General features: G+C 65.1%; 23 protein-coding genes. 13 read left to right on the top strand and 10 right to left on the bottom strand.

The window, feature by feature from the left end; translation table 11 throughout:
- Positions 1 to 15: 15 nt before the first annotated feature.
- From BFD71_RS19045 to BFD71_RS19035, 3 genes are all read left to right on the top strand, one after another.
- The gene (locus BFD71_RS19045) at positions 16 to 483 is read left to right on the top strand and encodes a MarR family winged helix-turn-helix transcriptional regulator (RefSeq protein ID WP_028202370.1); all 468 of its coding nucleotides are present in this window, start codon (positions 16 to 18) and stop codon (positions 481 to 483) included.
- A 145-nt stretch (positions 484 to 628) separates the two neighbouring features.
- Positions 629 to 1,963, top strand: coding sequence for an epoxide hydrolase family protein (locus BFD71_RS19040; protein ID WP_069265848.1), 1,335 nt, complete (start codon positions 629 to 631; stop codon positions 1,961 to 1,963).
- A 323-nt stretch (positions 1,964 to 2,286) separates the two neighbouring features.
- The gene (locus BFD71_RS19035; protein ID WP_141710725.1) at positions 2,287 to 3,528 is read left to right on the top strand and encodes a sensor histidine kinase; all 1,242 of its coding nucleotides are present in this window, start codon (positions 2,287 to 2,289) and stop codon (positions 3,526 to 3,528) included.
- Between the two features lie 15 nt (positions 3,529 to 3,543).
- Here the strand turns inward: BFD71_RS19035 and BFD71_RS19030 are convergent, their stop codons facing one another.
- Both BFD71_RS19030 and BFD71_RS19025 read right to left on the bottom strand, forming a co-directional pair.
- Positions 3,544 to 4,662 (bottom strand): succinylglutamate desuccinylase/aspartoacylase family protein, encoded by a 1,119-nt coding sequence (locus BFD71_RS19030; protein ID WP_069265846.1) that lies wholly within the window; start codon positions 4,660 to 4,662, stop codon positions 3,544 to 3,546.
- Between the two features lie 58 nt (positions 4,663 to 4,720).
- Positions 4,721 to 5,491, bottom strand: a complete 771-nt coding sequence (locus tag BFD71_RS19025) for a transporter substrate-binding domain-containing protein (RefSeq protein ID WP_069265845.1) — start codon at positions 5,489 to 5,491, stop codon at positions 4,721 to 4,723.
- A gap of 121 nt (positions 5,492 to 5,612) precedes the next feature.
- Here BFD71_RS19025 and BFD71_RS19020 point away from each other — a divergent pair, with 121 nt between their 5' ends.
- Positions 5,613 to 6,536, top strand: coding sequence for a LysR family transcriptional regulator (locus BFD71_RS19020; protein WP_069265985.1), 924 nt, complete (start codon positions 5,613 to 5,615; stop codon positions 6,534 to 6,536).
- Between the two features lie 8 nt (positions 6,537 to 6,544).
- Here the strand turns inward: BFD71_RS19020 and BFD71_RS19015 are convergent, their stop codons facing one another.
- Positions 6,545 to 7,441, bottom strand: coding sequence for a LysR family transcriptional regulator (locus BFD71_RS19015; protein WP_069265844.1), 897 nt, complete (start codon positions 7,439 to 7,441; stop codon positions 6,545 to 6,547).
- A gap of 130 nt (positions 7,442 to 7,571) precedes the next feature.
- On the opposite strand from BFD71_RS19015, the gene BFD71_RS19010 reads away from it, so the two are divergent.
- Complete coding sequence (locus BFD71_RS19010) at positions 7,572 to 8,579, top strand: NAD-dependent epimerase/dehydratase family protein (RefSeq protein ID WP_069265843.1); 1,008 nt, start codon at positions 7,572 to 7,574, stop codon at positions 8,577 to 8,579.
- Positions 8,580 to 8,625: 46 nt separating this feature from the next.
- Here BFD71_RS19010 and BFD71_RS19005 read toward each other — a convergent pair whose 3' ends face one another.
- On the bottom strand, positions 8,626 to 10,368 hold the full coding sequence (locus BFD71_RS19005; RefSeq protein ID WP_069265842.1) for an IlvD/Edd family dehydratase: 1,743 nt from the start codon (positions 10,366 to 10,368) through the stop codon (positions 8,626 to 8,628).
- A 286-nt stretch (positions 10,369 to 10,654) separates the two neighbouring features.
- Here BFD71_RS19005 and BFD71_RS19000 point away from each other — a divergent pair, with 286 nt between their 5' ends.
- From BFD71_RS19000 to BFD71_RS18965, 8 genes are all read left to right on the top strand, one after another.
- Complete coding sequence (locus tag BFD71_RS19000) at positions 10,655 to 11,605, top strand: ABC transporter substrate-binding protein (protein ID WP_370684291.1); 951 nt, start codon at positions 10,655 to 10,657, stop codon at positions 11,603 to 11,605.
- Between the two features lie 95 nt (positions 11,606 to 11,700).
- On the top strand, positions 11,701 to 13,224 hold the full coding sequence (locus BFD71_RS18995; protein WP_069265840.1) for a sugar ABC transporter ATP-binding protein: 1,524 nt from the start codon (positions 11,701 to 11,703) through the stop codon (positions 13,222 to 13,224).
- Positions 13,221 to 14,258 (top strand): ABC transporter permease, encoded by a 1,038-nt coding sequence (locus tag BFD71_RS18990; protein ID WP_069265839.1) that lies wholly within the window; start codon positions 13,221 to 13,223, stop codon positions 14,256 to 14,258. The genes BFD71_RS18995 and BFD71_RS18990 overlap by 4 nt, the downstream gene beginning before the upstream one ends.
- Positions 14,259 to 14,290: 32 nt before the next feature.
- On the top strand, positions 14,291 to 15,430 hold the full coding sequence (gene yjfF / locus BFD71_RS18985) for a galactofuranose ABC transporter, permease protein YjfF (RefSeq protein WP_083245333.1): 1,140 nt from the start codon (positions 14,291 to 14,293) through the stop codon (positions 15,428 to 15,430).
- 233 nt (positions 15,431 to 15,663) lie between these two features.
- Positions 15,664 to 16,767, top strand: coding sequence for a sugar ABC transporter substrate-binding protein (locus tag BFD71_RS18980; RefSeq protein ID WP_069265838.1), 1,104 nt, complete (start codon positions 15,664 to 15,666; stop codon positions 16,765 to 16,767).
- A gap of 27 nt (positions 16,768 to 16,794) precedes the next feature.
- The gene (locus BFD71_RS18975; protein WP_069265837.1) at positions 16,795 to 17,808 is read left to right on the top strand and encodes an ABC transporter permease; all 1,014 of its coding nucleotides are present in this window, start codon (positions 16,795 to 16,797) and stop codon (positions 17,806 to 17,808) included.
- Complete coding sequence (locus BFD71_RS18970) at positions 17,808 to 18,617, top strand: ATP-binding cassette domain-containing protein (protein WP_069265836.1); 810 nt, start codon at positions 17,808 to 17,810, stop codon at positions 18,615 to 18,617. Before BFD71_RS18975 ends, BFD71_RS18970 begins: the two co-directional genes overlap by 1 nt.
- Positions 18,618 to 18,672: 55 nt before the next feature.
- The gene (locus BFD71_RS18965) at positions 18,673 to 19,398 is read left to right on the top strand and encodes a FadR/GntR family transcriptional regulator (RefSeq protein ID WP_069265835.1); all 726 of its coding nucleotides are present in this window, start codon (positions 18,673 to 18,675) and stop codon (positions 19,396 to 19,398) included.
- 65 nt (positions 19,399 to 19,463) lie between these two features.
- On the opposite strand, the gene araH is transcribed toward BFD71_RS18965, so the two are convergent.
- From araH to BFD71_RS18935, 6 genes are read right to left on the bottom strand one after another with little or no spacing between them, the layout of a single operon-like run.
- Complete coding sequence (araH, locus tag BFD71_RS18960; RefSeq protein WP_069265834.1) at positions 19,464 to 20,474, bottom strand: L-arabinose ABC transporter permease AraH; 1,011 nt, start codon at positions 20,472 to 20,474, stop codon at positions 19,464 to 19,466.
- 27 nt (positions 20,475 to 20,501) lie between these two features.
- A complete protein-coding gene (araG, locus tag BFD71_RS18955) occupies positions 20,502 to 22,040 on the bottom strand; it encodes an L-arabinose ABC transporter ATP-binding protein AraG (protein ID WP_141710724.1) in 1,539 nt (512 codons plus the stop codon).
- A gap of 55 nt (positions 22,041 to 22,095) precedes the next feature.
- Positions 22,096 to 23,100 (bottom strand): arabinose ABC transporter substrate-binding protein, encoded by a 1,005-nt coding sequence (locus BFD71_RS18950; RefSeq protein WP_069265832.1) that lies wholly within the window; start codon positions 23,098 to 23,100, stop codon positions 22,096 to 22,098.
- Between the two features lie 56 nt (positions 23,101 to 23,156).
- Positions 23,157 to 24,086, bottom strand: coding sequence for a Gfo/Idh/MocA family protein (locus BFD71_RS18945; protein WP_069265831.1), 930 nt, complete (start codon positions 24,084 to 24,086; stop codon positions 23,157 to 23,159).
- A gap of 56 nt (positions 24,087 to 24,142) precedes the next feature.
- Positions 24,143 to 25,072: a dihydrodipicolinate synthase family protein gene (locus tag BFD71_RS18940; protein WP_069265830.1), complete on the bottom strand. Its 930-nt coding sequence runs from the start codon at positions 25,070 to 25,072 to the stop codon at positions 24,143 to 24,145.
- 40 nt (positions 25,073 to 25,112) lie between these two features.
- The gene (locus BFD71_RS18935; protein WP_069265829.1) at positions 25,113 to 26,468 is read right to left on the bottom strand and encodes an MFS transporter; all 1,356 of its coding nucleotides are present in this window, start codon (positions 26,466 to 26,468) and stop codon (positions 25,113 to 25,115) included.
- Between the last annotated feature and the right edge of the window lie 47 nt (positions 26,469 to 26,515).

The following is a 26,515-nucleotide window of genomic DNA, read 5'->3' as shown; positions in this document are numbered from 1 at the left end:
CCGAAGAGGATGACCATGAAATCGACGGACCACCCGGCGCAGGGCGCCACGCCCGCGCCGCTCGCAGACTACCTTTGCTTCGCGGTCTACTCGACCAATCTGGCATTCGGCAAGGCATACAAGCCGATCCTGGACGAACTCGGGCTGACCTATCCGCAGTACATCGCGATCATCGCGCTCTGGGAGCAGGACAACCAGACGGTGAGCGGCCTGGGCGAGAAGCTCTTTCTCGAATCGAACACGCTGACACCGATGCTGAAAAAGCTCGAAGCGATGGGGTATGTGCAGCGGCGGCGCGATCCGGAAGATGAGCGTCAGGTGCGAGTCAGCCTGACCGCGAGCGGCCGGAAGCTGCGCGAAAAGAGCCTGAAAATCGCGGATCTCACCGACGCGACGGGGCTGGGCCACGACGAATTCATGAAACTGCAAAGGGCGATCGTGAACCTGCGTGCCAATCTGATTCGTTCACTCGACACCGAATAGCCGTCGCAGCGACGTGCACAGTTTCCGCGCGCCGGCTTCGATAAGTAATAGTTAGGACTACAACCCATATCGCGGTTGGGGAAAGGCATGCGCACGTCCAATGCTTCCTGCGCGCCATTATCCAACGTCACCATCAGGAATTGATATGTCAAACGATCTTCGTCCCACCCCGCTTTCGCGCCGGCGTTTCATCGGCGCCGCTGCCGTCACGCTTGCCGGCGCCGCAATGAGCCGTTTCGCCTTCGCTGAATCGAAGCCGTCGGCCGGCGGACTCACGCAGATTGCCGCCGGCGATCCGTCTGCGATTCGTCCGCTGCGCGTGCATGCGCCGGAAGCGGCGCTGACCGACCTGCGGCGCCGCATCGTCGCGACGCAGTGGCCCGAGCGCGAAACGGTCGACGACGCCTCGCAAGGCGTGCAGCTCGCGACCATGCAACGGCTCGCCAGCTACTGGGCCAACGACTACGACTGGCGCAAGGTGGAAGCGCGGCTCAACTCGCTGCCGCAATACGTCACGGAAATCGACGGGCTCGATATTCACTTCATCCATGTGCGCTCGAAGCACGAGAACGCGCTGCCGATCGTCGTCACGCACGGCTGGCCCGGTTCGATCATCGAGCAGCTGAAAATCATCGAACCGTTGACCAATCCAACGGCGCATGGCGGGAGCGCATCCGATGCGTTCCATGTCGTCATTCCTTCTCTTCCGGGTTACGGTTTCTCGGGTAAGCCGACGAAAACCGGTTGGGACCCCCAGCGTGTCGCTCGCGCCTGGGTCGTGCTGATGGATCGGCTCGGCTACAAGCGCTACGCCGCGCAAGGGGGCGACTGGGGCAATGCCGTGACGGAGCAGTTGGCGCTGCTCAAGCCGGCAGGACTCGTGGGCATTCACACCAACATGCCAGCGACCGTGCCCGACGCTGTCGCCAAATCGCTCAAGGACGGCACGCCGCCCCCGGCCAGGCTCTCGCCGGAAGAGCAGCACGCGTACGACCAGCTCGATTACTTTTACAAGCATGGTCTGGGCTACGCCCTCGAAATGGCGAACCGCCCACAGACGCTCTACGCGATCCAGGATTCGCCAGTCGGCCTCGCCGCATGGATGCTCGACCACGACGCGAGCGGGCAGGCGATGATCGCGCGCGTGTTCGCAGGCCAGCCCGAAGGCCTGACGAAAGATGACGTGCTCGACAATGTGACGCTCTATTGGCTGACGAAGACCGCGGTTTCCTCCGCGCGCCTGTATTGGGAAAACAAGCTCAACTTTTTCGAGCCCAAACATGTGGAGCTGCCGGTTGGCGTGAGTGTCTTCCCGGATGAAATTTACGCCGCGCCAAAGAGCTGGACGGAACACGCCTACCCCAGGCTGGTTCACTATAATCGCCTTCCGAAAGGCGGTCATTTCGCAGCATGGGAGCAGCCCGCTGCGTTCACGGATGAAGTTCGCGCGACCTTCAGGACGCTGCGTCACCCGGCCTGACGAAATGCTGCATACGTGAGCTTTCGGGTGTCCGACGATTTTATCAAGGACTCCGAAGGCTCACGTCCACCCCCAACTACAAACGGCCCCGTGCGCCGTCCGATGGACTGCAACAACGGGTGCGCCTCCTTCCCAAATACTGCACTGCATGGCTACCAGGATCGCTCAAGCGGAAAAACGGCGCAAATTCCAGTGCTTTTCCACGAATAGAAGATCGCGCACCTCGCGGACAATGCCGGTCATAGCCCGATTTGCGGCTATTTCAAACGTGCGCCGACCGGCGCAAGTCAAACTTCGATGTCAAAAAAAGAAAGGTGATTGTTGTGTTTGCCCGGATATTCCTGCTGTGGATGGCGTCGCTGATGCTGGTGCAAGTCGGTTTTCGATATCTCGATGCAGAGTCGCTGCTCGATTTCGGCGACACGGCATTCGAACCGGCTTCCGCGACGCAGGTCGCCCAGCAGCAGGACGCCGAACTGGAACTGGAACTGGCCGCACAAGGTGCGAGCGTCCGTGGGATCGCGCCGCTAGTGTCGATCAAACCGGACATCGTCAATCTCGGCGCCGAGGTAACGCCTCATCTGCGCGATGCCATCTGGGCGCCGCATGCCGGGACGGCGTCGAACGCCTCCTATCTGCGCGAAGCCTGTTCGTCTGGCTTCACGCGCCTGAAGATGGCCGCCCGCTGGTTCGATGCGCGATTCGCGGCGCTCATGCTGGCGCTCGGGGTGTTGCTGTTCGCGCTGCGCGCCTGGTGGCTGCGGACGGTGCGCCACGATCTGCTCGCCATGATCGCCACCCTGCGCGCCGCGACGAGCGCAAGCGGCCCGGCACCCGCGCTCGCGCTCGTGGACTGCCCGCGCAAGCTGCATGGGCTTGCCCGCGCGATCGGCGATCTGTTGTGCCGCCGCACCGGCGCAGTCGAAGACCAGTCGGCTACCTTCGCCGCTTTCCTGCGGCAGACTGAATCGCGGGTGGCGCGGTTGCGCGCCTATGCGATGAACGTCACGCGCTGGAACTTGCGCGTGGCCCTCGTCGAGGACATCGATCTCTTCCAGGATCTCGCGCGGCAGTTCGTCGGCACGGCCGGCCAGGGCGGCGTGAATCATGCGCCCGTGAACGTGGACGCGTATCTGAAGGACCGCTTCGTCTATGGCGCGAACGCGGACGCGAGCATCGTGCTGCGACTGGACGCCGGCGAGGCGTTTGCGCTGCCGCGCTCCGCGCTCGTGCGCCTCGTCGACAATCTCGTGGGCAACGCGCACGCGCACGGCAAACCGCCCATCGAGATCTGCACGGCGCGCGGGCCGCGCTCGTGGACCTTGAGCGTGCGGGACCACGGCGAAGGCGTAGCGGCGAGTCTGCCCGAGGGCGGCGCGCCGGCGTCGCCGTTGCCCGCCTCGCGCGCGGCGAGCCTTCGCCTCGACTCGCATTGGGGCATGGGCCTGTCGATCGTCCGGCGCCTCGCGCGCCTGTGCAACGCGAAGCTCAAGATCGGCAATCATCCCGAGGGCGGGCTCTGGGTGCGCGTGATCGTGCCGATGGACAAAGCGCGGCACGCCTGACGCGACACCCTTCCCTCAAGCCCCCAGCAGCACGCCGCTGCGTATCGGACGCGTGCCCGTCACGCGACCGAGCGGCGCGCCGGCCGTGACGAAGCGAATCGCCCTGCGCATATAGAAAACGCCTTCCGCGGTGCTCTTCACCGTCGTCGTTGCCCCCGTCATCGGATCGACGATATCGAAGAGCGGGTCGTTTTCGCGGATCCAGTCGCCGATTTTCGCGCGGTGCACGAGAATACCGCTGCACGGCGCATAGCATTGCGCGCTGCCGGCGAGCGGCGTGGCCGGCATCAGCAGCTCCGGCAGCGGCTTCACGTCGCCGCCGGTGAGCGCACCGCGCCAGCGCAGATAGTCGATCAGCGCGTCGGCGTCCTGCTGCGCGGTTTCCCACGACACATCGCGCTGACCGCGGCACTCGATCGTCACCGCGGTGGGTCCGGCGGGCACGGGCTGCGTGGCCGGCATCTGTTGGCGCAGTTGCCACCACAGCAGGCTATGCGCCTCGTCGAACGCCTGCGCGCCCGAGTCGGTGGCGAGCAGTTGCGCGCGCGAGCCGAGGTAGCGGGCCAGCGGCTCGACATCGGGCCAGCCGGCCTCGCTCGTGTACACGTGCATGACCGCCTCGAGCGAGCAATGCAGGTCGATGATGAGATCGGCGTCGTGCGAGAGCCGCAGCAGCGCCAACTGGAGCGAATCGAATTCCGTGAGCGGCTCTTGCGCGTCCAGTGCTTCGCGCATCAGTTGCCGGATCAGTTCGCGGTTGCGGTCGCTGTCCGCGCCGAGCGTCTCTTTCGCGCGCGCGAGCAGCTTGGGAAACGCGTGGAAATGGCGGTTGAAGTTCTTGCCGCTCGCGAGATCGAACCGGCCGATGAACTGGCCGAGCACGTGCTGGTTCAGGCCCACGGGATTGGCGAGCGGCACGAGCACTACCTGCGCGGCGAGCGCGCCTTGCGCCTCGAGTTCCGCCAGTTGCGTGCGCAACAGCACGGCCGTCAGCATGGCGGGCGTTTCGTCGGCGTGCAGCGACGCCTGGATATAGACCTTCTGGGGCGCGTCGGCGGGGCCGAAATGGAAGCTGGTCAGTTCGCGGTGCGTGCCCGGCGTGGCCCTCAGGAGCGGAATCGTTTGCTGGTTCATGAAGTCAATGCGGTTTCAAAAATGTGTGCAGCGGCTCAGTTGCCGCTCAGTTTCCCGCTCAGTTTCCGTACGGATCGAAGTCGAAATAGCGATGCGCGATCTGCGCGTAGGTGCCGTCCTTGAGCATGGACGCGATCGCGTCGTTCATCTGCGCCTGCAGCACCGTTTCGTCCTTGCGCATGCCGATGCCCGTGCCGCGGTCGCCCATCGAAATCGGGCCGCCGGCAAACGCGAAACCGTTGCCCTGCGGCGTGCGCAGGAAGCCGTAATCCGCTTCGACGTAGCCCAGCAGCGCGGCATCGAGCCGCCCGTTGACGAGGTCGGCGAACACTTCGTCCTGGCTCTTGTAGGTGACGACGTGCACGCCCGCCGGCGCCCAGTTCGCGAGCGCATAGGTCTCGAACTGCGTGCCCGCCTGCACCCCGACCGACTTGCCGGCCAGCGACGGCACGGTGGCGCCGAACGGGGCGCCCTTGCGTGCGACGAGCCGCGACTTGAACTGGAACAGCTTCGATGTGAAGAGAATTTGCTGCTCGCGCTTCGCGGTGATCGCCATCGACGACATGATCGCGTCGATCTTGCGCGCCTGCAGCGCCGGGATCATGCCCGAGAACTCCAGCTCGACCCACTGGCAATGCGCGTGAATCCGGCGGCAGATCTCGTTGCCGAGATCGACGTCGAAGCCTTTGAGCGAGCCGTCGGGTGCCTTGGCGTCCATGGGCGGATAGGTCGGATCGATGCCGAGGCGCACGATGTCGCCCTCGCGCGCGAAGGCATTGCTGCTCAGGGCCAGCGCGAGCGAAAGAAGGATCGACGGGATTTTTTTCATGATGAGCGATCAGTGAACGTGGGGGTCTCCTGCCGACCGATGGTAGGACGACGCTGCGTTCGGGAAAAGCTCGAATTCGTCTATCATGATCACACATACCGATCACAGCCAGTCGTCGCCCATGAGTCTCACGCTCTCCCAGTTGCGCGTCTTCGTCGCCGTCGCCCAGCGTGGCAGTGTGCGGGCGGCGTCGCGCGCGCTCGGCGTGGCGCAAAGCGGCGTGACGCAGCAGTTGCAGAATCTCGAAGTCGAACTGGGAGGCCCGCTGCTCACACGCACGAATCGCGGCGTGACGCTCACGGTGCTCGGCCAGCGCATGCTGGTACGAGCGGCGTCGATTCTCGGCGAGTGCGAGCGCGCGAGCGAAGAGGCGCAGCAACTGCGCGGCGATTACGCGGGCGAAGTGGCGTTCGGCCTGACGACCGAACCGCTCATGGACGCGCTCGTGCCCGTGCTCGGGCAGTACAACACGCGGTTTCCACGCGTGGCGCTGCGTCTGCGCACGGGCACGTCGCGCATGATGATCTCGTGGATACGCGAAGGCACACTCGATTTCGCGCTCGCACTCGTTTCCGACCAGACCGATACGACCGATCTCTCGGTGACGGAGCTTTACCCGTCGGACCCGGTGATCGTCTGCCGCCGCGACCACCCGAAGGCGGGGGCGCGCACGCTGCGCTCGCTCACGCACTGCGACTGGCTCGCGACGCGCTCGCCCAATATCGCGGACGCCTTCGCTTCGAGCCGGCTCACGACGTTCTTCACCGACCACGGGTTGCCGCCGCCGCGCATCGTCGCGACGGTGGAGGGGCTCTTCGAAACGCTGCATTGGGTCAGCGAAACGGATTGCCTCGCGCTGGAGTCGTCGGTGGTCGCCACGCGCGGCCCGTTTGCCAAACGGCTCGCGCGCATCAGGATCGCCGAACGGCCCGCGGCGCAGCAGGTCTGTTTGCTGCAGCGCGCGGCCGTGCCGCTCACGCCTGCCGCACAGGAACTCGCGACCATGCTCGCTTCGTATGCGCGGGCAGGCCGCGCGCCGCGCTGAGGCGATCGTTACGCGCCTTCTATGTAAGCACTAAGCCCCGACGCCAGCGCCGCAAAAGTTACCGTGCAACGCGCGCTCGTGCGCAGATCCTCATGCATGGCGACCCACGTATCCAGGCTCAGCGAGAACTCGTCGCGCAGAACGCGCACCAGCTTCGGGTCTCTTGCCGCCAACGGCGACTGGCACCCGCCGATGCCGAAACCAGCGCGTATCGCGGCCAACTGGGCAAGATCGCTGTCGGCGCGAAATGCAAAGTTATGACGGCTGTAGGCTGCGAACCTGGGCTGAACCGAACGAATGAACGCGTTCTCGTGATCGAAGCCGATGACCGAATGGCGTGTCAGCTCTTTCATCGACTTCGGCACGCCATGAAGCGCCAGATATCGTTCGTGGGCATGCAGCCCGACGTCGATCGCGCCAACACGTTTGGCGATCAGCGCCTCCTGCACTGGCCGGAACATGCGTATCGCAATGTCCGCTTCACGACGCAGGAGGTCGTCCGCCCTGTTTGACAGCACGAGTTCGATCCTCAGCTCGGGATATTGGTGGCGCAGCGCCGCCAGGATCGGCGGCAAGACCTCGACGCCGATGACTTCGCTCGCCGTCAGCCGCACGGTCCCGCGCACGCCCGAGCCGTGACCGCTCGCCGCGCGGCGCAAGGCGGCCGTCGTCATCGCAAGGCCGACCGCGTACGGCCGCAGTTCATTGGCCGCCTCGGTTGGCGAGAACCCATCGGACGAGCGCGTAAACAGCGTGAGTCCAAGCGCCGCCTCCAGACTTTCGATGTGGCGGCCGACGGTCGGCTGCGTGATGCCCAACGTGCGGGCGGCCGCCGAGAGCGAGCCGCTTTCCAGGACCTGCAGAAAGCTCCGGTACCACTCCCAGTTCGGTTCCTTGTCGGCCATACTTCGTCCCCAATTCAGATCGCAGGCTATACATAAATGTATAGATTATGGTCTATTTTCGCCAATTTTCTATTGACGGCAAGCGGCGCAGAATGCCCCTCATCACCGCTCACCCGTCAGGAGAACCCGCATGAACGCCACCCCCATCAATCGACAGAACCGCGCACTCGTACTCGGCGCCAGCGGCGGAATCGGCAGCGAAGTCGCGCGCCAGTTGCTCGACGCCGGCTGGCAAGTCCGCGCGCTGCGGCGCGGCGGTGCGCCGGGCACGGCTGCCGCCGGCGCCATCGACTGGGTCGACGGCGACGCGCTCTCGCACGAAGCGGTGGTACGCGCCGCGCAGGGTTGCGCGGTGATCGTGCACGCCGTGAACCCGCCCGGATACCGGCGCTGGGCGGAAGTCGTGCTGCCGATGATCGACAACACGCTCGCCGCCGCGGCCGCCGTGGGCGCGACCGTCGTGCTGCCGGGCACCATCTACAACTTCGGGCCCGACACCTTCCCGGTACTGCGTGAAGATTCGCCCCAGCAGCCGCTCACGCGCAAGGGCGCGATTCGCGTGGAACTGGAGCGGCGCATGCGGGCCGCGAGCGAGCATGGCGTGCGCTCGATCGTCGTGCGTGCGGGCGACTTTTTCGGGCCGCACGTGGGCAACAGCTGGTTTGCGCAAGGGATCGTGAAGCGTGACGAGCCGGTGCAGGTCGTACGCCAGCCGGGGACGCGCGGCGTGGGCCACGCGTGGTCGTACGTGCCCGATGTCGCGCGTACGATGCTCGAACTGATCGAGCGGCGCGACACGCTGCCCGCGTTCGCAGTGTTCCACATGGCCGGCCACTGGGACGCCGATGGCTCGCAGTTCGTCGAAGCGATCTGCCGCGTCGCCCGGCGTCACGGACTGAAGCCGCAGAGCAAGCCCTTCGCCTGGGCCTTCATGCGCGCCATCTCGCCCTTCGTGACGACGCTGCGCGAACTGATGGAGATGCGCTATTTGTGGAGCGAGCCGTTGCAGCTCGACAACGCCCGCCTCGTCCGCGAACTCGGGCGCGAGCCGCATACGCCGCTCGACGAAGCCGTCGAGGCGACGCTCATGGGTCTGAATTGCCTCGGCGCCGACGAGCGCGCGCCGAAGGCGGCTTGATGGTTACGCCTTCAGGCGCTGCGCGATTTGATACGGATTCCGAATGTCAATGCGAGTGGCTCGGCACGTCCGAGCCGCGGCAACCCACCAGGAAGTCGAAATCGCAGCCCTCGTCGGCCTGCAACACGTGCTCGACATAAAGCTTGCGATAACCGCTGCGATCGGCGGGGATGGGCCGCTGGTTCGCAGCCCACTCGTCGAGCCGCGCGACGATCGCCTCGTCGCTGATATCCACGCGCAATACGCCCTCCTCGCAGTCCAGCTCGATCCAGTCGCCGTCCCGCACGATCGCGAGCGGGCCGCCCGCACGCGCTTCAGGGGCCACGTGCAGCACCACCGTGCCGTACGCCGTGCCACTCATGCGCGCGTCCGACACGCGCACCATGTCGGTCACGCCCTGCGCAAGCAGCTTGGGCGGCAGGCCCATGTTGCCCACCTCAGCCATGCCCGGATAACCCTTGGGCCCGCAGTTCTTCAAGACGAGCACGGAATCGGCCGTGACGTCGAGATCGGGGTCGCCGATGCGCGCCTTGTAGTCGTCGAAGTTCTCGAACACCACGGCGGGCCCGCGATGTTTCAACAGCTTCTGCGTGGCCGCCGACGGCTTCAACACCGCGCCGTTCGGTGCGAGATTGCCGCGCAGCACGCACAGCGCGCCGTCTTTGACGAGCGGATTGTCGAGCGGGCGAATCACTTCGGCATTGTGAATGGGCGCTTCGCGCACGTTTTCCCACAGCGTTTTGCCGTTCGCCGTGAGCGCATCGGGATGCGGCAGCAGATTCGCTTCGCCGAGGCGCCGCAGCACGGCGGGCAAGCCGCCCGCGTAATAGAACTCCTCCATCAGAAAGCGGCCCGAAGGCTGCAGGTCGACGAGGGTCGGCGTACCTTGCCCGATGCGCGTCCAGTCGTCGAGTTCGAGCGGCACGCCGATGCGTCCCGCGATCGCTTTCAGGTGGATCGCCGCATTGGTCGAGCCGCCGATCGCCGCGTTCGTGCGAATGGCGTTTTCGAACGCCGCGCGCGTGAGCAGCTTCGAGAGGCGCAGGTCTTCGAGCGCCATCTCCACGATACGCATGCCCGACATGTGCGCGAGCACGTAGCGGCGCGCGTCCACGGCCGGAATCGCCGCGTTGTGCGGCAGCGTGACGCCCAGCGCTTCGGCCATGCACGCCATCGTCGAAGCCGTACCCATGGTGTTGCAGGTGCCCGCCGAGCGCGACATGCCCGACTCCGCCGACATGAACTCGTGGATCGAAATCTTGCCCGCCTTCACCTGCTCGCTCAGTTGCCACACCACCGTGCCCGAACCGATATCGCGCCCTTCGTGCTTGCCGTTGAGCATCGGGCCGCCGGTCACGGCAATCGCAGGGACGTCGCAACTGGCCGCGCCCATCAGCAATGCGGGCGTGGTCTTGTCGCAGCCGACCAGCAGCACGACGGCATCGACTGGATTGCCTCGTATGGATTCCTCAACATCCATCGAAGCGAGGTTGCGTGTGAACATGGCCGTGGGCCGCAGGTTCGACTCACCGTTCGAGAACACGGGAAACTCGACCGGAAATCCACCGGCTTCATAGACGCCGCGCTTGACGTGCTCTGCGAGCTTGCGAAAGTGCGCGTTACACGGCGTGAGTTCCGACCACGTATTGCAAATGCCGATAATCGGCTTGCCGGCGAACTCATGATCCGGTATTCCTTGATTCTTCATCCAGCTCCGGTACATGAAGCCGTTTTTATCCGTGGTGCCGAACCACGCGGCCGAGCGAAGCTTGGGCTTACGGGTGTTCATGGCTTTGCCCACTTAGTGAGAAAGTCCTATAAATAGCATGACTATATGGACTGCGATTATCGGGAAAACGCTAATCGAAACCGTTCTGGTCGTTGCATATAGTTTGTCTATTGTGGTCAGCAGGGGCGGCCAACGGTATACCGAGAGGATATAACCGAAGGCCAGGGATGGCGCGATACTTCTCGTGATACTGTCCGGCCGTGATGGACGCGGGTGTAGCGCCATGAATTAAAGAAATACAACGCACAGAGCTACATCGGAGACACGCATGAAACTGGCAACACGCATGGTAAGCGGGTTGGTCGCTGCGGCGGCCGCTTTCTCGTTGGCGGCGGGTGTCGCACACGCCGAAGACAAGCAGATTACGCTGGGTTTTGCGCAGGTCGGCGCGGAAAGCGCCTGGCGCACGGCAAACACGGTGTCGGTCAAACAGGCCGCCAAAGACGCCGGTATCAACCTCAAGTTCTCGGACGCCCAGCAGAAGCAGGAAAACCAGATCAAGGCGATCCGCTCGTATATCGCCCAGAAGGTGGACGTGATCGCGTTCTCGCCCGTGGTCGAATCGGGCTGGGAGCCGGTGCTGCAGGAGGCCAGGCGCGCCAAGATTCCCGTGATCCTCACGGACCGCAACATCGACGTGAAGGATCAGTCGCTCTACGTGACGATGATCGGCTCGGACTTCATGGAAGAAGGCCGCCGCGCGGGCAAGTGGCTTGAAGATCACTACAAGGACAACCCCGGCCCGATCAATATCGTCGAACTGCAAGGCACCGTGGGTTCCGCACCGGCCAACGACCGTCATTCGGGCCTCATGGAAGTGATCAAGAACGATCCGAAGTTCAAGATCATCGCGTCGCAAAGCGGCGACTTCACGCTGGCCGGCGGCAAGCAGGTCATGGAAGCATTCGCGAAGACGTATGGAAACAAGATCAACGTGGTCTACGCGCATAACGACGACATGGCGCTCGGCGCGATCCAGGCCATGGAAGAAGCCGGCATGAAGCCGGGCAAGGACATCAGCGTCGTGTCGTTCGACGCCACCAAGGGCGGCTTCCAGGCGATGATCGCCGGCAAGATGAATGTCGACGTGGAGTGCAGCCCGCTGCTCGGGCCGCAGCTCATGAGCGCCGTGAAGGACGTCGTGGCGGGCAAGCAGTTGCCCAAGCGCATCGTGACGAACGAAACGGTGTTCCCGGAGGACGTGGCGGCACAGGTGCTCCCGTCGCGCAAGTACTAAACTTCGCTGCAAGCGGCGCGGCGTGCTTCGTTGCCCTTAGTATTTAAGGAGTTGACTCAGCATACCGCGCGCTCTGGCCTCTTTCACGGTTGCTTATGAGCGTTGCCCCGATACTCGAAACCGTCGGTCTTACCCGAACCTTCCCCGGCGTGCGTGCGCTCGACCGGGTCGATTTTCGTCTGTACCCCGGCGAAATCCATACGCTGATGGGGCAGAACGGCGCCGGCAAGTCCACGCTCATCAACGTGCTGACCGGCGTGCACCAGCCCGAGGCGGGCGAGATACGCCTCGCGGGCGAGGCGGTGCACTTCCCGACGCCGCAGATGGCGGAAGCCGCCGGCATCCAGACGCTCTACCAGGAGGTCAATCTCTGCCCGAACCTCTCGGTTGCGGAGAACATTTTCGCGGGCCGCCAGCCGCGCAAGCGTGGCCTCGGCCTGATCGACTGGAAAACGATTCATCGCCGCGCAGAAGAAGCGCTCGCGCAACTGAATCTCTCTCTCGACGTCACGCAGTCGCTCGACACCTACCCCATTGCGATGCAGCAGATGGTGGCGATTGCGCGCGCGGTGTCCGTCGATGCGCGCATTCTGATTCTCGACGAACCGACTTCGAGCCTCGACGAAGGCGAAGTCGCGCGCCTGTTCGACGTGCTGCGCAAGCTGAAAGCGTCGGGCATTGCGATCCTGTTCGTCACGCATTTTCTCGAGCAGACCTATGCGATCTCCGATCGCATCACGGTGATGCGCAACGGCGAGCGCGAAGGCGAATATCTCGCCGCCGACCTGCCGGTGCAAACGCTGGTCGCGAAAATGGTGGGCCTGCAGAACGCGGGCGAGCGGCTCACGCAAGCCGAAACGGTGCACGGCGAGACGGCGGCAACGAACGCCGAACCGTATCTTGCGGCGCAAGGCGTGGCGCGCCGCGGCGTGCTCAATCCGCTCGATCTGGAAGTGCAGCCGGGCCAGATTCTCGGCCTCGCTGGCCTGCTCGGCTCGGGCCGCACGGAAACCGCCCGCCTGCTGTTCGGCGCGGACAAAGCCGATGCGGGAACGCTGCATATCAACGGCAAAGCGGTGAAGCTTTCTTCGCCGCGAGACGCCGTGCGCCACGGCATGGCCTACTGTCCCGAAGACCGCAAGAAGGAAGGCATCGTCGCCGATCTGTCGATCCGCGAAAACATCGTGCTTGCGCTGCAGGCGCAACTCGGCTGGTGGCGCATGATACGGCGCTCGCGCCAGCGCGAACTGGCCAACGAATATATCGAGCAACTCGGCATCAAGGCGCGCGACGCCGAACAGCCCATTGGCCTGCTTTCGGGCGGCAACCAGCAGAAGGTGCTGCTCGCGCGCTGGCTCGCGACCAAACCGCGGTTGCTGATACTCGACGAACCCACACGCGGCATCGACGTGGCCGCCAAGTTCGAAATCATGGACCGCGTGCGCGCGCTTTGCGCAAAGGGCCTCGGCATCCTGTTCATTTCGTCGGAGATCAGCGAGGTGGTGCGTGTCTCCGACCGCATCGCCGTGCTGCGCGACCGGCGCAAGGTGGCCGAGCTTTCGGGCGCGGCGCGCTCGGAGCACGAAGTCTACGACCTCATTGCCGGAGACCGTCGATGACGCGCCCCGCCCTCCCCGTCTGGCTTTCGCTCGTCATCCGGCATCCGCTGGTGTGGCCCGCGGTAACGCTCATCGCGCTTTTCGTCGTCGACGTCGTGCATCGCGGCAACTTCCTCTCGATCACGATGCTGGGCGGCCACCTGTTCGGCGCGCCCATCGACATCCTCATGCGCGCCGCGCCGCTCGTCGTGGTGTCGCTCGGCATGACGCTCGTGATCGCCACGCGCGGCATCGACATTTCCGTGGGCGCAGTCGTGGCGATCGCGGGTGCGGCGGCCGCCACGGTGCTCGCCGCCGATCCTTCGCGCGTGGGCCTCGCGTTCGGCGCGGCGCTCGCGGTGGGCCTGCTCGCCGGCATCTGGAACGGGCTGCTCGTCGCGTTCGTCGGCATGCAGCCGATCATCGCCACGCTCATCCTGATGGTGGCGGGCCGCGGGGTGGCGCAGCTGCTCACGGGCGGCCAGATCATCCCCATCGGCGCGCCCGGTTATCTCGTCGCGGGCGGCGGCTATTTCGCGCTGATCCCGTGCGCCGTGTGGATCGCGATTGCCGTGACCGCGCTCACCGCGCTGATCGTCAACCGCACGGCGCTCGGCCTGTTCATCCGCTCGATCGGCGTGAATCCGGTGGCCGCGCGACTTGCGGGCCTGTCGTCGCAAGCCGTGGTGTTCGGCGCGTACGCGTTCTGCGGCGTGACCGCCGCGATCGCCGGCATTCTCATCAGTTCGAACGTGCGCAGCGCGGACGGCAACAACGCGGGCCTTCTGCTCGAACTCGACGCCATTCTCGCCGTAACGCTCGGCGGCACGTCGCTGCTGGGCGGGCGCTTCAGTCTCGCGGGCACGGTGCTCGGCGCGCTCATTATCCAGACGCTCACCTACACCACCTATTCGATCGGCGTGCCGCCCGAGGCCACGCTCGTCGTGAAGGCCGTGGTCGTGCTGCTCGTGTGCCTGATCCAGTCGCCCGCCGCGCGCACCTTCGCTTTTCAACAACTCAAACGCATCGCTCTCGCGCGCCGCGCGCGCGCCTGAGCACGAGCGCACCCATTCGGGGGAAGCCGAGCATGAACCGCCCTGCCCTGTCCTTTTCGAACACGCTCGCAGCGTGCCGGCGCGGCGCCACCCGCTTCGTCGATCCGCGCGTGCTGCCCATCGTCGTGACCGTCGTGCTGTTTGCCGTGCTGTTCGGCTTCGGCTCGGTCATGTACACCGGTTTCTTCTCGCTTCAGGTGGCCTTCGGGCTGCTGGTCGACAACGCGTTCCTGCTGATCGTCGCCATCGGCATGACATTCGTGATCATCTCGGGCGGCATCGATCTCTCGGTGGGCGCCGTGGTCGCGCTCACGACGATTCTCTGCGCCGTGGGCACCGAAAAACTGCACTGGCCCGTGCTCGTGGTCGTGCCGCTCGTATTGCTCTGCGGCGCGCTGTACGGCGCGGCAATGGGCGCGCTGATCCACTTCTTCCGGCTGCAGCCCTTCATCATCACGCTCGCGGGCATGTTCCTCGCGCGCGGCACCTGCTTTCTCATCACCACCGAATCCATCCAGATCAACGACCCCGGTTTTCACGCGCTCTCCGAATTCAACATTCCGGTGGGCAGCGGCTCGCTCACCACCGGTTCGCTCACGGCCATCGCCATGCTCGTTGCGGGCATCGTCATCGCGCACTTCACGCGCTTTGGGCGCAACGTCTACGCGATCGGCGGCAACGAGCGCTCCGCGCTGCTCATGGGCCTGCCGGTGGCGCGCACCAAGATCGGCGTGTACGCGCTCTCGGGCTTTTGCTCGGCGCTCGGCGGCGTGGTGTTTACGCTCTACGTGCTGTCGGGCTACGGGCTGCAGGCGCAAGGCATGGAACTCGACGCCATCGCCGCGACCGTGATCGGCGGCACGCTGCTCACGGGCGGCGTGGGCTATGTGATCGGCTCGGTGTTCGGCGTGGGCATTCTGGGCACGATCCAGACGCTCATTACCTTCGACGGCACGCTCAGTTCATGGTGGACGCGCATCGTGATCGGCGCGCTGCTCTGCGCGTTCTGCCTCATGCAGCGCGCAACCGAGCGCCACGCCGCGCGCCGCAAGTCCACCGGCACAGGACGCGGCGCCCCGCGCACCACGCGGCCGCAAGCCGCCGCGCCGATGGACCAGGCCAAGCTCGCCAGCCCGCCGCCGCACATGCAGGAGGCGAAGGGCGGTGCGTAAGCCGCTTGTCATGGACGATCGTCGCCATGGCAGCGCGTATGGAGTAGTTACGGGTATACATGGATTAGGAGGCCTCATCACGCTGCACTAAGATTTTTGCGGTACCGTCGGCGCCTGGCGAACCCATGTTCGCTGCGGATGTCTAGCGCGTTCCCCCGGTACTGGCCAGTATCTGCACGCTTTTCGACGAAAAGTCGCCTACATCGACCACGATGACAAGACCGGAGGAAAACATGGCGCAGGATCGGGATGACGCAAAAGACGGTAAGGGCTTGATCGACACGGGCCGGCGCGGCCTGATGCAGGGTGCGGGACTGGGCGCGGCGCTATCGCTGCTCGGTGCGGTTGGCGGCGGCGGATTCATTTCCACGGCGCAGGCCGCCGAATCGGGCTTCCCTTCGCACAAGAAGTGGAAGATCGTGTTCGTCAATCACGTCACCACGAATCCGTTCTTCGTGCCGACGCAATACGGCATTCAGGACGCGTGCTCGCTGCTCAACATGGACTACCAGTGGACCGGCTCGGCCACGTCCGACGCGGGCGAAATGGTGCGTGCCGTGAATTCGGCCATCGCCGCAAAGGCCGACGCGATCGCGGTGCCGATCGTCGACCCCACCGCTTTCGACAAGCCCATTCAGGCGGCGCTCGACGCGGGCATTCCGGTCTTCGCCTATAACGCCGACGCGCCGCGCGGCAAGAAGAACCCGCGGCTTGCCTATATCGGCCAGGACCTGTATCTCTCGGGCTACCAGATGGGCGAGCGTATCGTGAGCCTGATCGACAGCGGCCTCGTCGGCCTCTTCATCGCCACGCCTGGCCAGCTCAATATCCAGCCGCGTCTGGACGGAGCGAGCGACGCCATCAAGAAGTCCGGCAAGAAGATCGACATCCAGACCGTGGCCACGGGCGCGACCGTCAACGAGGAGCTCTCGAAGATCAAGTCGTTCTACCTGGGCCACCAGGACCTGAAGGGCATGTTCGCTGTCGATGCGGGCAGCACGCAGGGCGTCGCGCAGGTGATGAAGGAAAACAACCTGCCCTCGAAGGGCGTGCACGGCGGCGGCTTCGACCTGCTGCCGACCACGGTCCAGCTCATCCACGAAGGCTATCTCGACTTCACGATCGACCAGCAGCCGTACGTGCAGGGCTTCTATACGGTGATGCAGGCGTTCGTGACGCTCGCCTCGGGCGGTCTGGTCGGGCCGGCCGACACGAACACGGGTCTGAAGTTCGTGACGAAGGAAACCGTCGAGCCGTACCTCAATACCTCGACGCGTTTCGAAGGCAAGACCACCAAGCCGCAAATCGTGCCGATGAGCGGTGCGATCAAGTCGTAATGAACCCAGTGCAATGAACTACGAGTGATGAACTCTGTGAACGAAACCGGCAAGGCTGAAGTCTCCGCGCGGGCTGTTGCCCGCCCGCGCGGGCAATGGCTCTCCGCGTGGGCGCCCGAGCTGCGTATTCTGCTCGTGGCGATGATCCTCGCGGCATACTTCGAGTTTTCCAACCGGGATTTCCTGCTCACCAACGCGAGTCTCGTCAACCTCTCGCAGTTCATCGCGCCGGTGGCGATCATCGCGTTCGGCGAAATCATGCTGATGATCGGCGGCGACATCGATCTTTCAGCCGGCATGGTGTTCGCCTTCGCGCCGTTCATGATGGTGTTCGCCAACGACGCGGGCGCGCCCATGTGGCTCGCCGTGATCGCGGGGCTCGTGGCCGCGGGCATCGTCGGCTTCGTGAACGGGGCCGTGACCGTGTGGCTGCGTCTGCCCTCGTTCGTCACGACGCTCGGCACGCTCTTCCTCATCAACGGCATCACGCTCACCGTTTCGCGCGGCACCCCGGTGCAGACGCCGGGTTCGCCCGAATTCGCGGCCTTCATGGGCGCGTGGGGCTATAGCGAGATCCTCTGGACTATCGTCATCGCGTTTGCCATGCACGTGCTGCTGCGCCACACGCGCTGGGGCCTGCATACGCAGGCGGCCGGCGCGAATCCGCTGGGCGCGAGCGAGGCTGGTATTCACGTGAACCGGCTGCGCCTCGGCAATTTCATCATTGCCGCCGTGCTCGCGGGCTTCACCGGCATTCTGGAAGGCTTTCGCATCACCTCGATCGACCCGCAGGCGGGCGGCAACCAGATCATGTTCCTCGCCGTGGCTTCGGCCGTGATCGGCGGCACGCCGCTCACGGGCGGCTCGGGCACGATCGTGGGCGGCCTGATCGGCGCAGCGGTGCTCGGCATTCTCAACGACGGCTTCACGCTCATCGGCATCAACGCGTTCACCTTCAACATCATCCTCGGCGCCGCGATTCTCGCCGCCATGGTCTTCAACATCCACGTTGGGCGCCTGCGCCGCAAAGGGAGCCGATGATGGACGAATCGCAAGCCTCCCCCGGCGGCGCAACCGCCACGGCCAACGCCCCGCTCGCGGTGCGCGGCGAGAACATCGTCAAGCGCTTCGGCGCGGTCACGGCGCTCGACGGCGTTTCGCTCACGCTCGGCCGCGGCGAAATCCTCGGCATTCTCGGCGACAACGGCGCGGGCAAGTCCACGCTCGTGAAAATCCTCACGGGTTTTCATCAGCAAACGAGCGGCACACTGCAGATCGACGGCAGCGAGACGCTGCTGCGCTCGGTGGACCATGCGCGCTCGCTCGGCATCGAATGTGTTTATCAGGACCTCGCGCTGGCGAATTCGCTGAGCATTTACCACAACATGTTCCTGAACCGCGAGATTGTGCGGCGCGGGCCCTTCAAATTGCTCGATCACAAGCAGATGCGCCAGCGCGCGGCGCAACTGCTCGACGACATCGGCGTGCACGTACCCTCCGTGGACCTGCCTGTGGAGCGGCTTTCGGGTGGTCAGCGCCAGGCGATCGCGGTGGCGCGCGCCGTGCATTCGAACGCAAAAATCCTGTTGCTCGATGAGCCGCTCGCCGCGATGGGAGCGCGCGAAGCGGGTCTGATCATCGATCTCATCATGCGTTTGAAGGAAAAAGGCGGCCTATCGATTATCATGATCATGCACAACTATGCGCAGACGCTCGATATTGCGGATCGCATCATGTTGATGCAGCGAGGCCGCGTGACATACGAGCAGCACAGCGCCAATACATCGGTGGCTGAACTGATGGATATCGTGCGGCGGGAATATCGGGCCATGCGCACCACCAGCGCGTAATGGTTCCCACATACAGGGGGGACGCTCCGATCGGGTAGCCCCCGGCCGGACAATCATGGATTACCGCAATCTAGAGAAACGCAAGAGCATGCACGCGCGCATCGTGCAGGAGCTCGGCATGCAGATCGTAGGCGGCACGCTCGCCCCCGGGCAGCGCCTGCCGCCCGAACCCACGCTGTGCGAAACCTACGGCGTGAGCCGGCCCGTGCTGCGCGAGGCCACGCGCGTGCTGGTCGCCAAGGGTCTCGTGGTGTCGAAGCCGCGCGTGGGCAGTGTCGTTCGCCCGCGCGAAGAATGGCACATGCTCGACCCCGACGTGCTGTACTGGACCGTCAACAGCATTCCCGAAGGCGAGTTCTTCCGCTCGCTCATGACCGTGCGGCAGATCATCGAACCCGCCGCCGCGGCACTTGCCGCGATTTCAGCAAACGACGAAGACCGCGCCCGCATCACCGCGGCCTACGCCCGCATGGAGCAGGCGGAGACTGCCGCCGACCTGCTCGAACCCGATCTGGAATTCCACCGCGCGATCATGGCCGCCACGCATAACAACATGCTGGCGTACATCGGCAACATGCTCTCGCTCGCGCTTTCCGAGTCGATCAAGCTCACGAGCCGCCATCCCAACACACACGCCCTTTCGTTGCCGCGCCACAAGGCGATTCTCACGGCCATCGAGCACGGCGACGCGCTTGCGGCGCGGCAGGCGAGCGTCGTGCAACTCGACAATGCGCGCGCCGACGCCAAGTCGATTCTGGGCGGGGCGGGGCTGGAAACCTGAGGCTTGCAGACTGAAGCGCCGCCGCACCTGGGCCGCATTGCGCGGCCCATTGACGTGCGCTTGCCTCACACCGCCCGCTTGCTGCGACGGAACTGGTCGAACAGCACCGCGAGCAGCAGGATGCCGCCGCGAATCAGGTACTGATAGAACGTCGGCACGTTCATGAGGCTCATGGCGTCCTGCACCGCGCCCATGATGAGCACGCCCACCAGGACGCCCGAGATCGTCGCCACGCCGCCCGTGAGCGACACGCCGCCCAGCACGCAGGCCGAGATCACGCCGAGTTCGAGGCCCACCGAAGTCTTCGGGTCGCCGAGGCTCATGCGCGAGGCCAGCATCACGCCCGCGAAGCCCGTAATGAGCCCTTGCAGCACGAACACCGTGATCTTGATGCGCGTGACCGGCAGGCCGGCCAGGCGCGCCGCTTCGCTATTGCCGCCCACCGCGAGCACGTTCTTGCCGAACACGGTTTTCTTGAGCAGGAAACCGAACACCACGAAACCGATGATGTTGCTCCAGATCGGGTACGAGATGCCCAGGAACGAGCCGCCGCCCAGATCGAAGAAGCGCTCTTCGGAGATCATCACGGCGTCGCCGTTCGAGGTGAGGAAGGCGAGGCCGCGCACCGCTTCCATCATCGCGAGCGTGGCGATCAGCGAGTTGATCTTGAAGCGCGCGATCAGCACGCCGTTCACGAGCCCGACCGCGCCGCCCGCGAGCACGCCGGCCGTAATGCCGAGCAGCACGCTATGCGACTGCGTGATGACCGTGGAGGCCACCACGCCCGCGAACGCCACGATCGAGGCGACCGAAAGATCGACCTCGCCCAGCGCGAGCACGAACATCATCGTGACGGCAATCGAGCCGATCAGCGTGACGGAGAGCAGCAGGCCCTGAATGTTGCGGGTCGTGAGGAAGTCGGGCACCGTGGCGGATAGCACCGCGAACAGCACCACGAACACCACCACGATGCCCGATTTGTTGATCATGTCCCACGCCCGCGCGCGCTGGGGGGTAATCGGCGCGGCGGCTTCGTTGACGGTAGGCGTGCCCTGTGGCTGCATGGCTTCACTCATTTCTGGTTCATCGTTACAAAAAGGATTTCAGCGCGGCAGCGCCATCTTGATCAGTTCGTCGGGCGAAGCTTCGGCCTTCGGCAGGCTGCCGGCAATCCGGCCTTCGCGCATGACGATGATGCGGTCCGACACGCCGATCACTTCGGCCAGGTCGCTCGACACCATGATCACGGTCTTGCCCGCTTCGGCGAGCTCGTACAGCAGGTTGTAGATCTCGGCGCGCGCGCCCACGTCGATGCCGCGCGTGGGCTCGTCCATCAGGAACACCTCGATGCGCTCGGCGAGCCAGCGCGACAGAATCACCTTCTGCTGGTTGCCGCCCGAGAGCGTGCCGATGGCCGTGTCGCCGTTGCGCGTCTTGATCGCGAGCTTCTTGATGTAGTCCTGCGCGAGATCGCGCTCGCGCCGCGCGTCGAGGAGGAAGCGCGCGGGGCTGAAGTGGCGGCGCGCGCTGATGTTGAGGTTGTCGGCCACCGAGGCGATCGCGACGATGCCTTCCTGCTTGCGGTCCTCGGGGCATAGTGCGAGGCCCGCGCGCACGGCGTCGCGGGGGCTCGCGAAATTGACGCGCTTGCCGTCGAGTTCGACATGCCCCGCGCTGGCGCGCGTCGCGCCGTAGATCAGCTTCATGAGTTCCGAGCGCCCGGCGCCCACGAGCCCGAAGAAGCCGACGATCTCGCCGCGCCGCGCCGTAAACGATACCGGCTCGGCCAGGCCGGGACCCAGCAGGCCCTTCGCTTCGATCAGCACGTCTCCCGCCTGGCGCGGACGATAGCCGTACACGTCCTCGATCGAGCGGCCCACCATCGCCGCGATCAGGCGATTGCGGTCGAGATCGGCTACCGAATCGAACGTCTCGATGCGCTTGCCGTCGCGGAACACCGTCACGCGGTCGCAGAGCTCATAGACTTCGTCCATGCGGTGCGTGACGTAGATGATCGCGCGGCCATCCGCGCGCAGCGCGTTGATGATGCGAAAGAGGTTCTCCGTCTCGCGCGCCGAGAGCGAGCTGGTCGGTTCGTCGAAGGCGATCACGCGCGCGTCGCGCATGAGCGCCTTGCCGATCTCGATCATCTGGCGCTGGCCGATGGAGAGATTCTTCACCGGCGTGCGCGGATCGATGCGCTCGCCAAGCCGCTTGAGTTCATCCATCGCGCGCTTGACGAGCGTGCCTTCGTCGAGCACGCCGAGGCGATTGGGCAACTGCCCGAGCATCAGGTTTTCCGCCACCGTCAGCTCGGGCACGAGATGCAGTTCCTGATAGATGATCGCGATACCCGCTTCGAGCGCCGCCTTCGTGGTCGTGAAGCGGTGCTCCACGCCATTCAGCTCGAGCGTGCCTTCCTGCGGCTGGTTCACGCCCGAGAGCACCTTGAGCAGCGTGGATTTGCCCGCGCCGTTCTCGCCCATCAAGCCGTGCACTTCGCCGGCACGCACTTCCAGCGCCACGCGGTCGAGCGCGCGCACGCCCGGGAAGCTCACGGTAATGCCGTCGAGCTCCAGGTACGCGCGATTCCCCTGTTGAGCGCCCTTCACCGCGTTCGCTTGCGCGTTCGCATCAGTCATCGTTTCAGTCATTGCATCCCTGCCCTTTGCTTCGCCTCAGTCTTCTACGCAGTCCTTAGATACCCAGCTCGCTGCGCACGGCCGTCCAGTTGTCGCGCGTCATCAGCTTGCCGGTGGTCTGCGTGTCGGCGGCCGGCTGCTTGCCGTCGCGGATCCACTCGACGAGGTTCTCGGCGCTTTCCTTGCCGTGGTTCGTCGAGCTCACGGCGATCGTGCCGTAGAAGCCCGTAGGCTGCTTCTTCTGGAACTCGGCGAACGCTTCGCCCGCGCCGTTGATGCCCACGCCGATCACGTCAGCCGACGGAATGTGCAGCTGTTCGGTCGCGCGCACGGCGCCCAGCACGCTTTCCTCGTTGAGCGCGAACACCACCCACTTCTTGATGTTCGGATGCTGGGCGAGCACCGGCGACGCCGCATTGAAGCCGCCTTCGTCGTCGGTGGTCTTTTGCGGGGCGTCGAAGATGTTTTCCTTCTTGAAGCCGCCGGCCAGCAGCGATTGCGTCGCGCCGTCCGTGCGCAGCTTCGCCGTGGGCAGTTCATAGTCGGTGATACGCAGTGCGCCCACTTCTTCCGGCTTCCAGCCGCGGCGCTTCATTTCGTCGGTGATCGCCTGGCCGACCTGATTGCCGATCTTGAGCGCCGACATACCGAGGTGCGGCACGCTGGCGATCGGCTTGCCCGACGAGTCGACGAGCTGGTCGTCCACCGTCACGAACTTCATGTTGTAGCGCTTGGCGCGCGCCTGGATGGCCGGTCCGAGACGCACGTCCGGCGCGCAGATCACGAAGCCTTGTGCGCCTTGCGCGCCGAGGTTGTCGATGGCGGCGAGCACCTTCTCGCCGTCCGGCGTGCCGATGTTCACCACCGAGAAGTTCTCTTTCTGGCCGAGTGCCGTAGCGGCCTTCTGCTCGTTGATGAACCATGCCTGCTCCGGCATCTTCACGAGGAAGCCGATCTTCACGGGCGAGTCGGCGTGCGCCGCCACGTTCATGCCGAGCGGGGCGATGCACATCGCCGCGAATGCGGCACGAAGGGTCAAACGGCGGATCTTGCTGGTCATGCTCCTGTCTCCTCAGGTGTGGTGTGCTGCGTGTGTAATGCTTGAAAGAAGCGTCTTTAATGCCCGAAGGCCTCGACTTCGACGTGCCTGCCGAGCAGGAACGCGTCCGCCACGAGGCGCAGCGGGCGCACGTCCACGTCGTCGGTGCCGTGGGCGATCAACCAGTGAAAACGCTCATAGAGCGCCGCATATTCCCGTTCCGCGTCGAGCGCGACCGGCTCGCCCGCAATCGCGAGGCGCTTGCCGCCTTGCGCGATCGAGAGCAGGCCGTCCGTGGTCTCCACATCGATTTCCCATTGCTCGACCGGACCGTGGCGCCAGTCGAACTCGGCGCGCACGGGCACGCCATCGGTGTCGATGCAATCGAGTTCGGCTGCGATCGGCGTCGAGCAATCGCTCGGCACATGCAGCGTCGCGCCCTGCAGCAGCACTTCGCGCGGCAGGATGCGCGTGACGATGGAAAGCGCGTTGATGCCCGGATCGAACACGCCGAGGCCGCCCGGTTCCCAGATCCACTGCTGACCCGGATGCCAGCGGCGCACGTCTTCCTTCCAGCGCACGTGCACGGCGCGAATGGTGCGCTCGGCGAGCCACGCGCGCGCGGGTTCGACGGCGCTCGCGCAGCGCGAATGCCACGTGGTGAACAGCGTGCGGCCGCGCTTTTGCGCGAGTTCGCGCAGCGCCTCGACTTCGCTCACGCTCGCGCCAGGCGGCTTTTCGAGCATGACGTGCTTGCCCGCTTCGAGCGCGGCGCGCGCCTGCGCGTAGCGCACCTGCGGCGGCGCGCACAGCGACACCGCGTCGAGATCGGACTCGGCGGCCAGCAGCGCACCGATGTCCTTGTAGTTGCGCACGTTCTCGACCTGCGCGTTGCGGCTCGCGCTCGCGACGAGTTCGAAGCCGGGATTGCCCGCGATGGCGGGCAGATGCTGGTCGCGCGCAATCTTGCCCACGCCGACGATACCCAACGTATAGGACGCTTTCATGACGTATCTCCGCCCCTTCTTTTCAGGGAGATTTTTTATTCTGCATGACGAATGATTTATTTACCCCAGCGCAACACGAGCGGATCGAGGCGGCGCGCAATGTCGATCAGTTCGGCGCGCGTCGCGGGATGCATCGCGGGCAGCGGGTGGCGCGGCAGTTCGCACTCGATTACGCCGCCTTCCTTCATCAGCGACTTGCAGGCGAGCATGCCCGCCTGGCGGTTTTCGTGATTGATGAGCGGCAGCCACTTCTGGTAGAGCGCGAATGCGTCGTCGGTGCGGCCTTCGCGGTGGGCTACGATAATCGGGCGAATACCGTCCGGGAAGCCGCCGCCCGTCATCGAGCCGGTCGCGCCGGCGTTCAGGTCCGCGAGCAACGTAATGGCTTCTTCGCCGTCCCACGGGCCTTCGACGGCCTCGCCCGCCAGCTTGATCAGCTCGCGCAGCTTGTTTGCCGCGCCCGGCGTTTCGATCTTGAAGTACGAGACCTGCTCGATCTCGCGGGCCATGCGCGCGAGGAACGGGGCGGAGAGCACCGTGCCGCTCGCAGGCGCGTCCTGGATCATGATCGGAATGTCGATCGCATCGGACACGCGCGCGTAGAAGTCGTAAATCTGCTGCTCGGGCACGCGGAATGTCGCGCCGTGGTACGGCGGCATGAGCATCACCATCGCCGCGCCCTGCTCCTGCGCGCGCTTGCTGCGTGCGGCGGCAACCGGCGTGCCGTAGTGCGTGGTCGTCACGATCACGGGCACGCGGCCTGCCACGTGCTCGAGTACGGTACGCGTGATGACTTCGCGCTCGTCGTCGGAGAGCGAGAACTGCTCCGAGAAGTTCGCGAGAATGCACAGGCCGTCCGAGCCCGCGTCGATCATGAAATCGACGGCGCGCTTCTGGCTTGCCAGATCCAGTTCGCCCGTTTCGGTGAACGTGGTCGGCACGACGGGGAAAATGCCCCTGAATCGGGGCGTACGGCTCGTAGTCATGTCTTCAGTCCTGCTTGAGAAAGAGTGTCAGGCCGCGCCTTTACGATTCGCTCGCCAGCTCTCCCGTGCTGCGGCGAGGCGTGCGCAGCACCGCGCGCACGGCGAACGTCACGAGCACCGCGAACACCAGCGTGGCCGCGAGAAAGTAAAGCCCGGCCGCCAGGCTGCCCGTCGCGTCCTTGATGAGCCCGATGCCATAGGGGCCGAGATAGCCGCCGAGATTCGCGAGCGAGTTGATCGTCGCGATCCCCACGGCCGCGCTCGCGCCGGTGAGGAACTCGCCGGGCAGCGCCCAGACCACGGCCTGAATCGAGTAGATCGAAAAAGCGGTCAGGCAGATGAACAGCAGTTGCAGCGCCGGCGCGTGAAACCACGCGCTCGCGGCCATCGTCAGCGCCGCGACGCCCGAGACCACGACGATGTGGCCGTAGCGTTCGCGATGCTTGTCCGAATGGCGCGGCACGATCAGCAAGCCCACCACCGCGAACAGATACGGCACCGCGGAAAGCAGGCCCGCCGTGGAATCGCTCACGCCGAACGCCTTGATAATGGTAGGCAACCAGAGCGACAAACCATAGATGCACAGCGGAAACGGCAGGAACAGCAGCGCAAGCAGCAGCACGCGGCGGTCCTTGAGCGCGCTGAATGGGTTGCGATGCGTGTCGAGGCGGTAGGTGCGCTGGTCGGCGGCAAGTTCGCGCGCGATCCAGCGGCGCTCTGTGTCGTCGAGCCAGCGTGCATGCGCGGGCGATTCGGGCAACAGACGCAGCGTGGGAATGCACAGCAGCACGGCAGGCAGGCCGCTCACGACGAAGAGCGTCTGCCAGCTCGACATGCCGAAAAAGCCGTGCGTTTCGAGCAGCGCGCCCGCGATCGGGCCCGTGACGATGCCGGCGATGGGCTGCGCGAGCACGAGCAGGCCGATCACGCGCGCGCGGTGGCGCATGGGGAACCACTGCGTGAGGAAATACAGAATGCCGGGATAGAGCCCGGCCTCCGCCGCGCCAAGTAGAAAGCGCAACGCGTAAAAGCTCTTCGGGCCGCTCACGAGCGCCATCAGCATCGTGATCACGCCCCACGTGAAGAGGATGCGCGCGAACCACACGCGCGCGCCGAAGCGCGCGAGCGCGAGATTGCTCGGCACTTCGCAGAGGAAATAACCGATGAAGAAGAGGCCCGCGCCCAGGCCGTAGGCGGCGTCGGACAGGCCCACGGCCGCGTTCATGTGCAGCTTCGCGAAGCCGACCACGGTGCGATCGACGTACGCCACCACATAGATCAGCGCGAGAAAAGGCAGCAGCCGGCGCGCGATATGGCCGACGATGTGCTTTTCCTCGCTGCTGGCGCTTACCATTGCAGCGGGGCTTTCGTGTTGCAGCACCTGCGGGTTCGTCATCGTGTCTCCAGGCTCGTTTCTTCTCTTTTGCTGCGCTCAGCGCGCCG

The organism is Paraburkholderia nodosa (assembly GCF_001718195.1).
Classification (GTDB): domain Bacteria; phylum Pseudomonadota; class Gammaproteobacteria; order Burkholderiales; family Burkholderiaceae; genus Paraburkholderia; species Paraburkholderia nodosa_A.
Note: the sequence above shows the minus strand (reverse complement) of the source record. Positions and strands in the feature narration are given on the sequence as shown.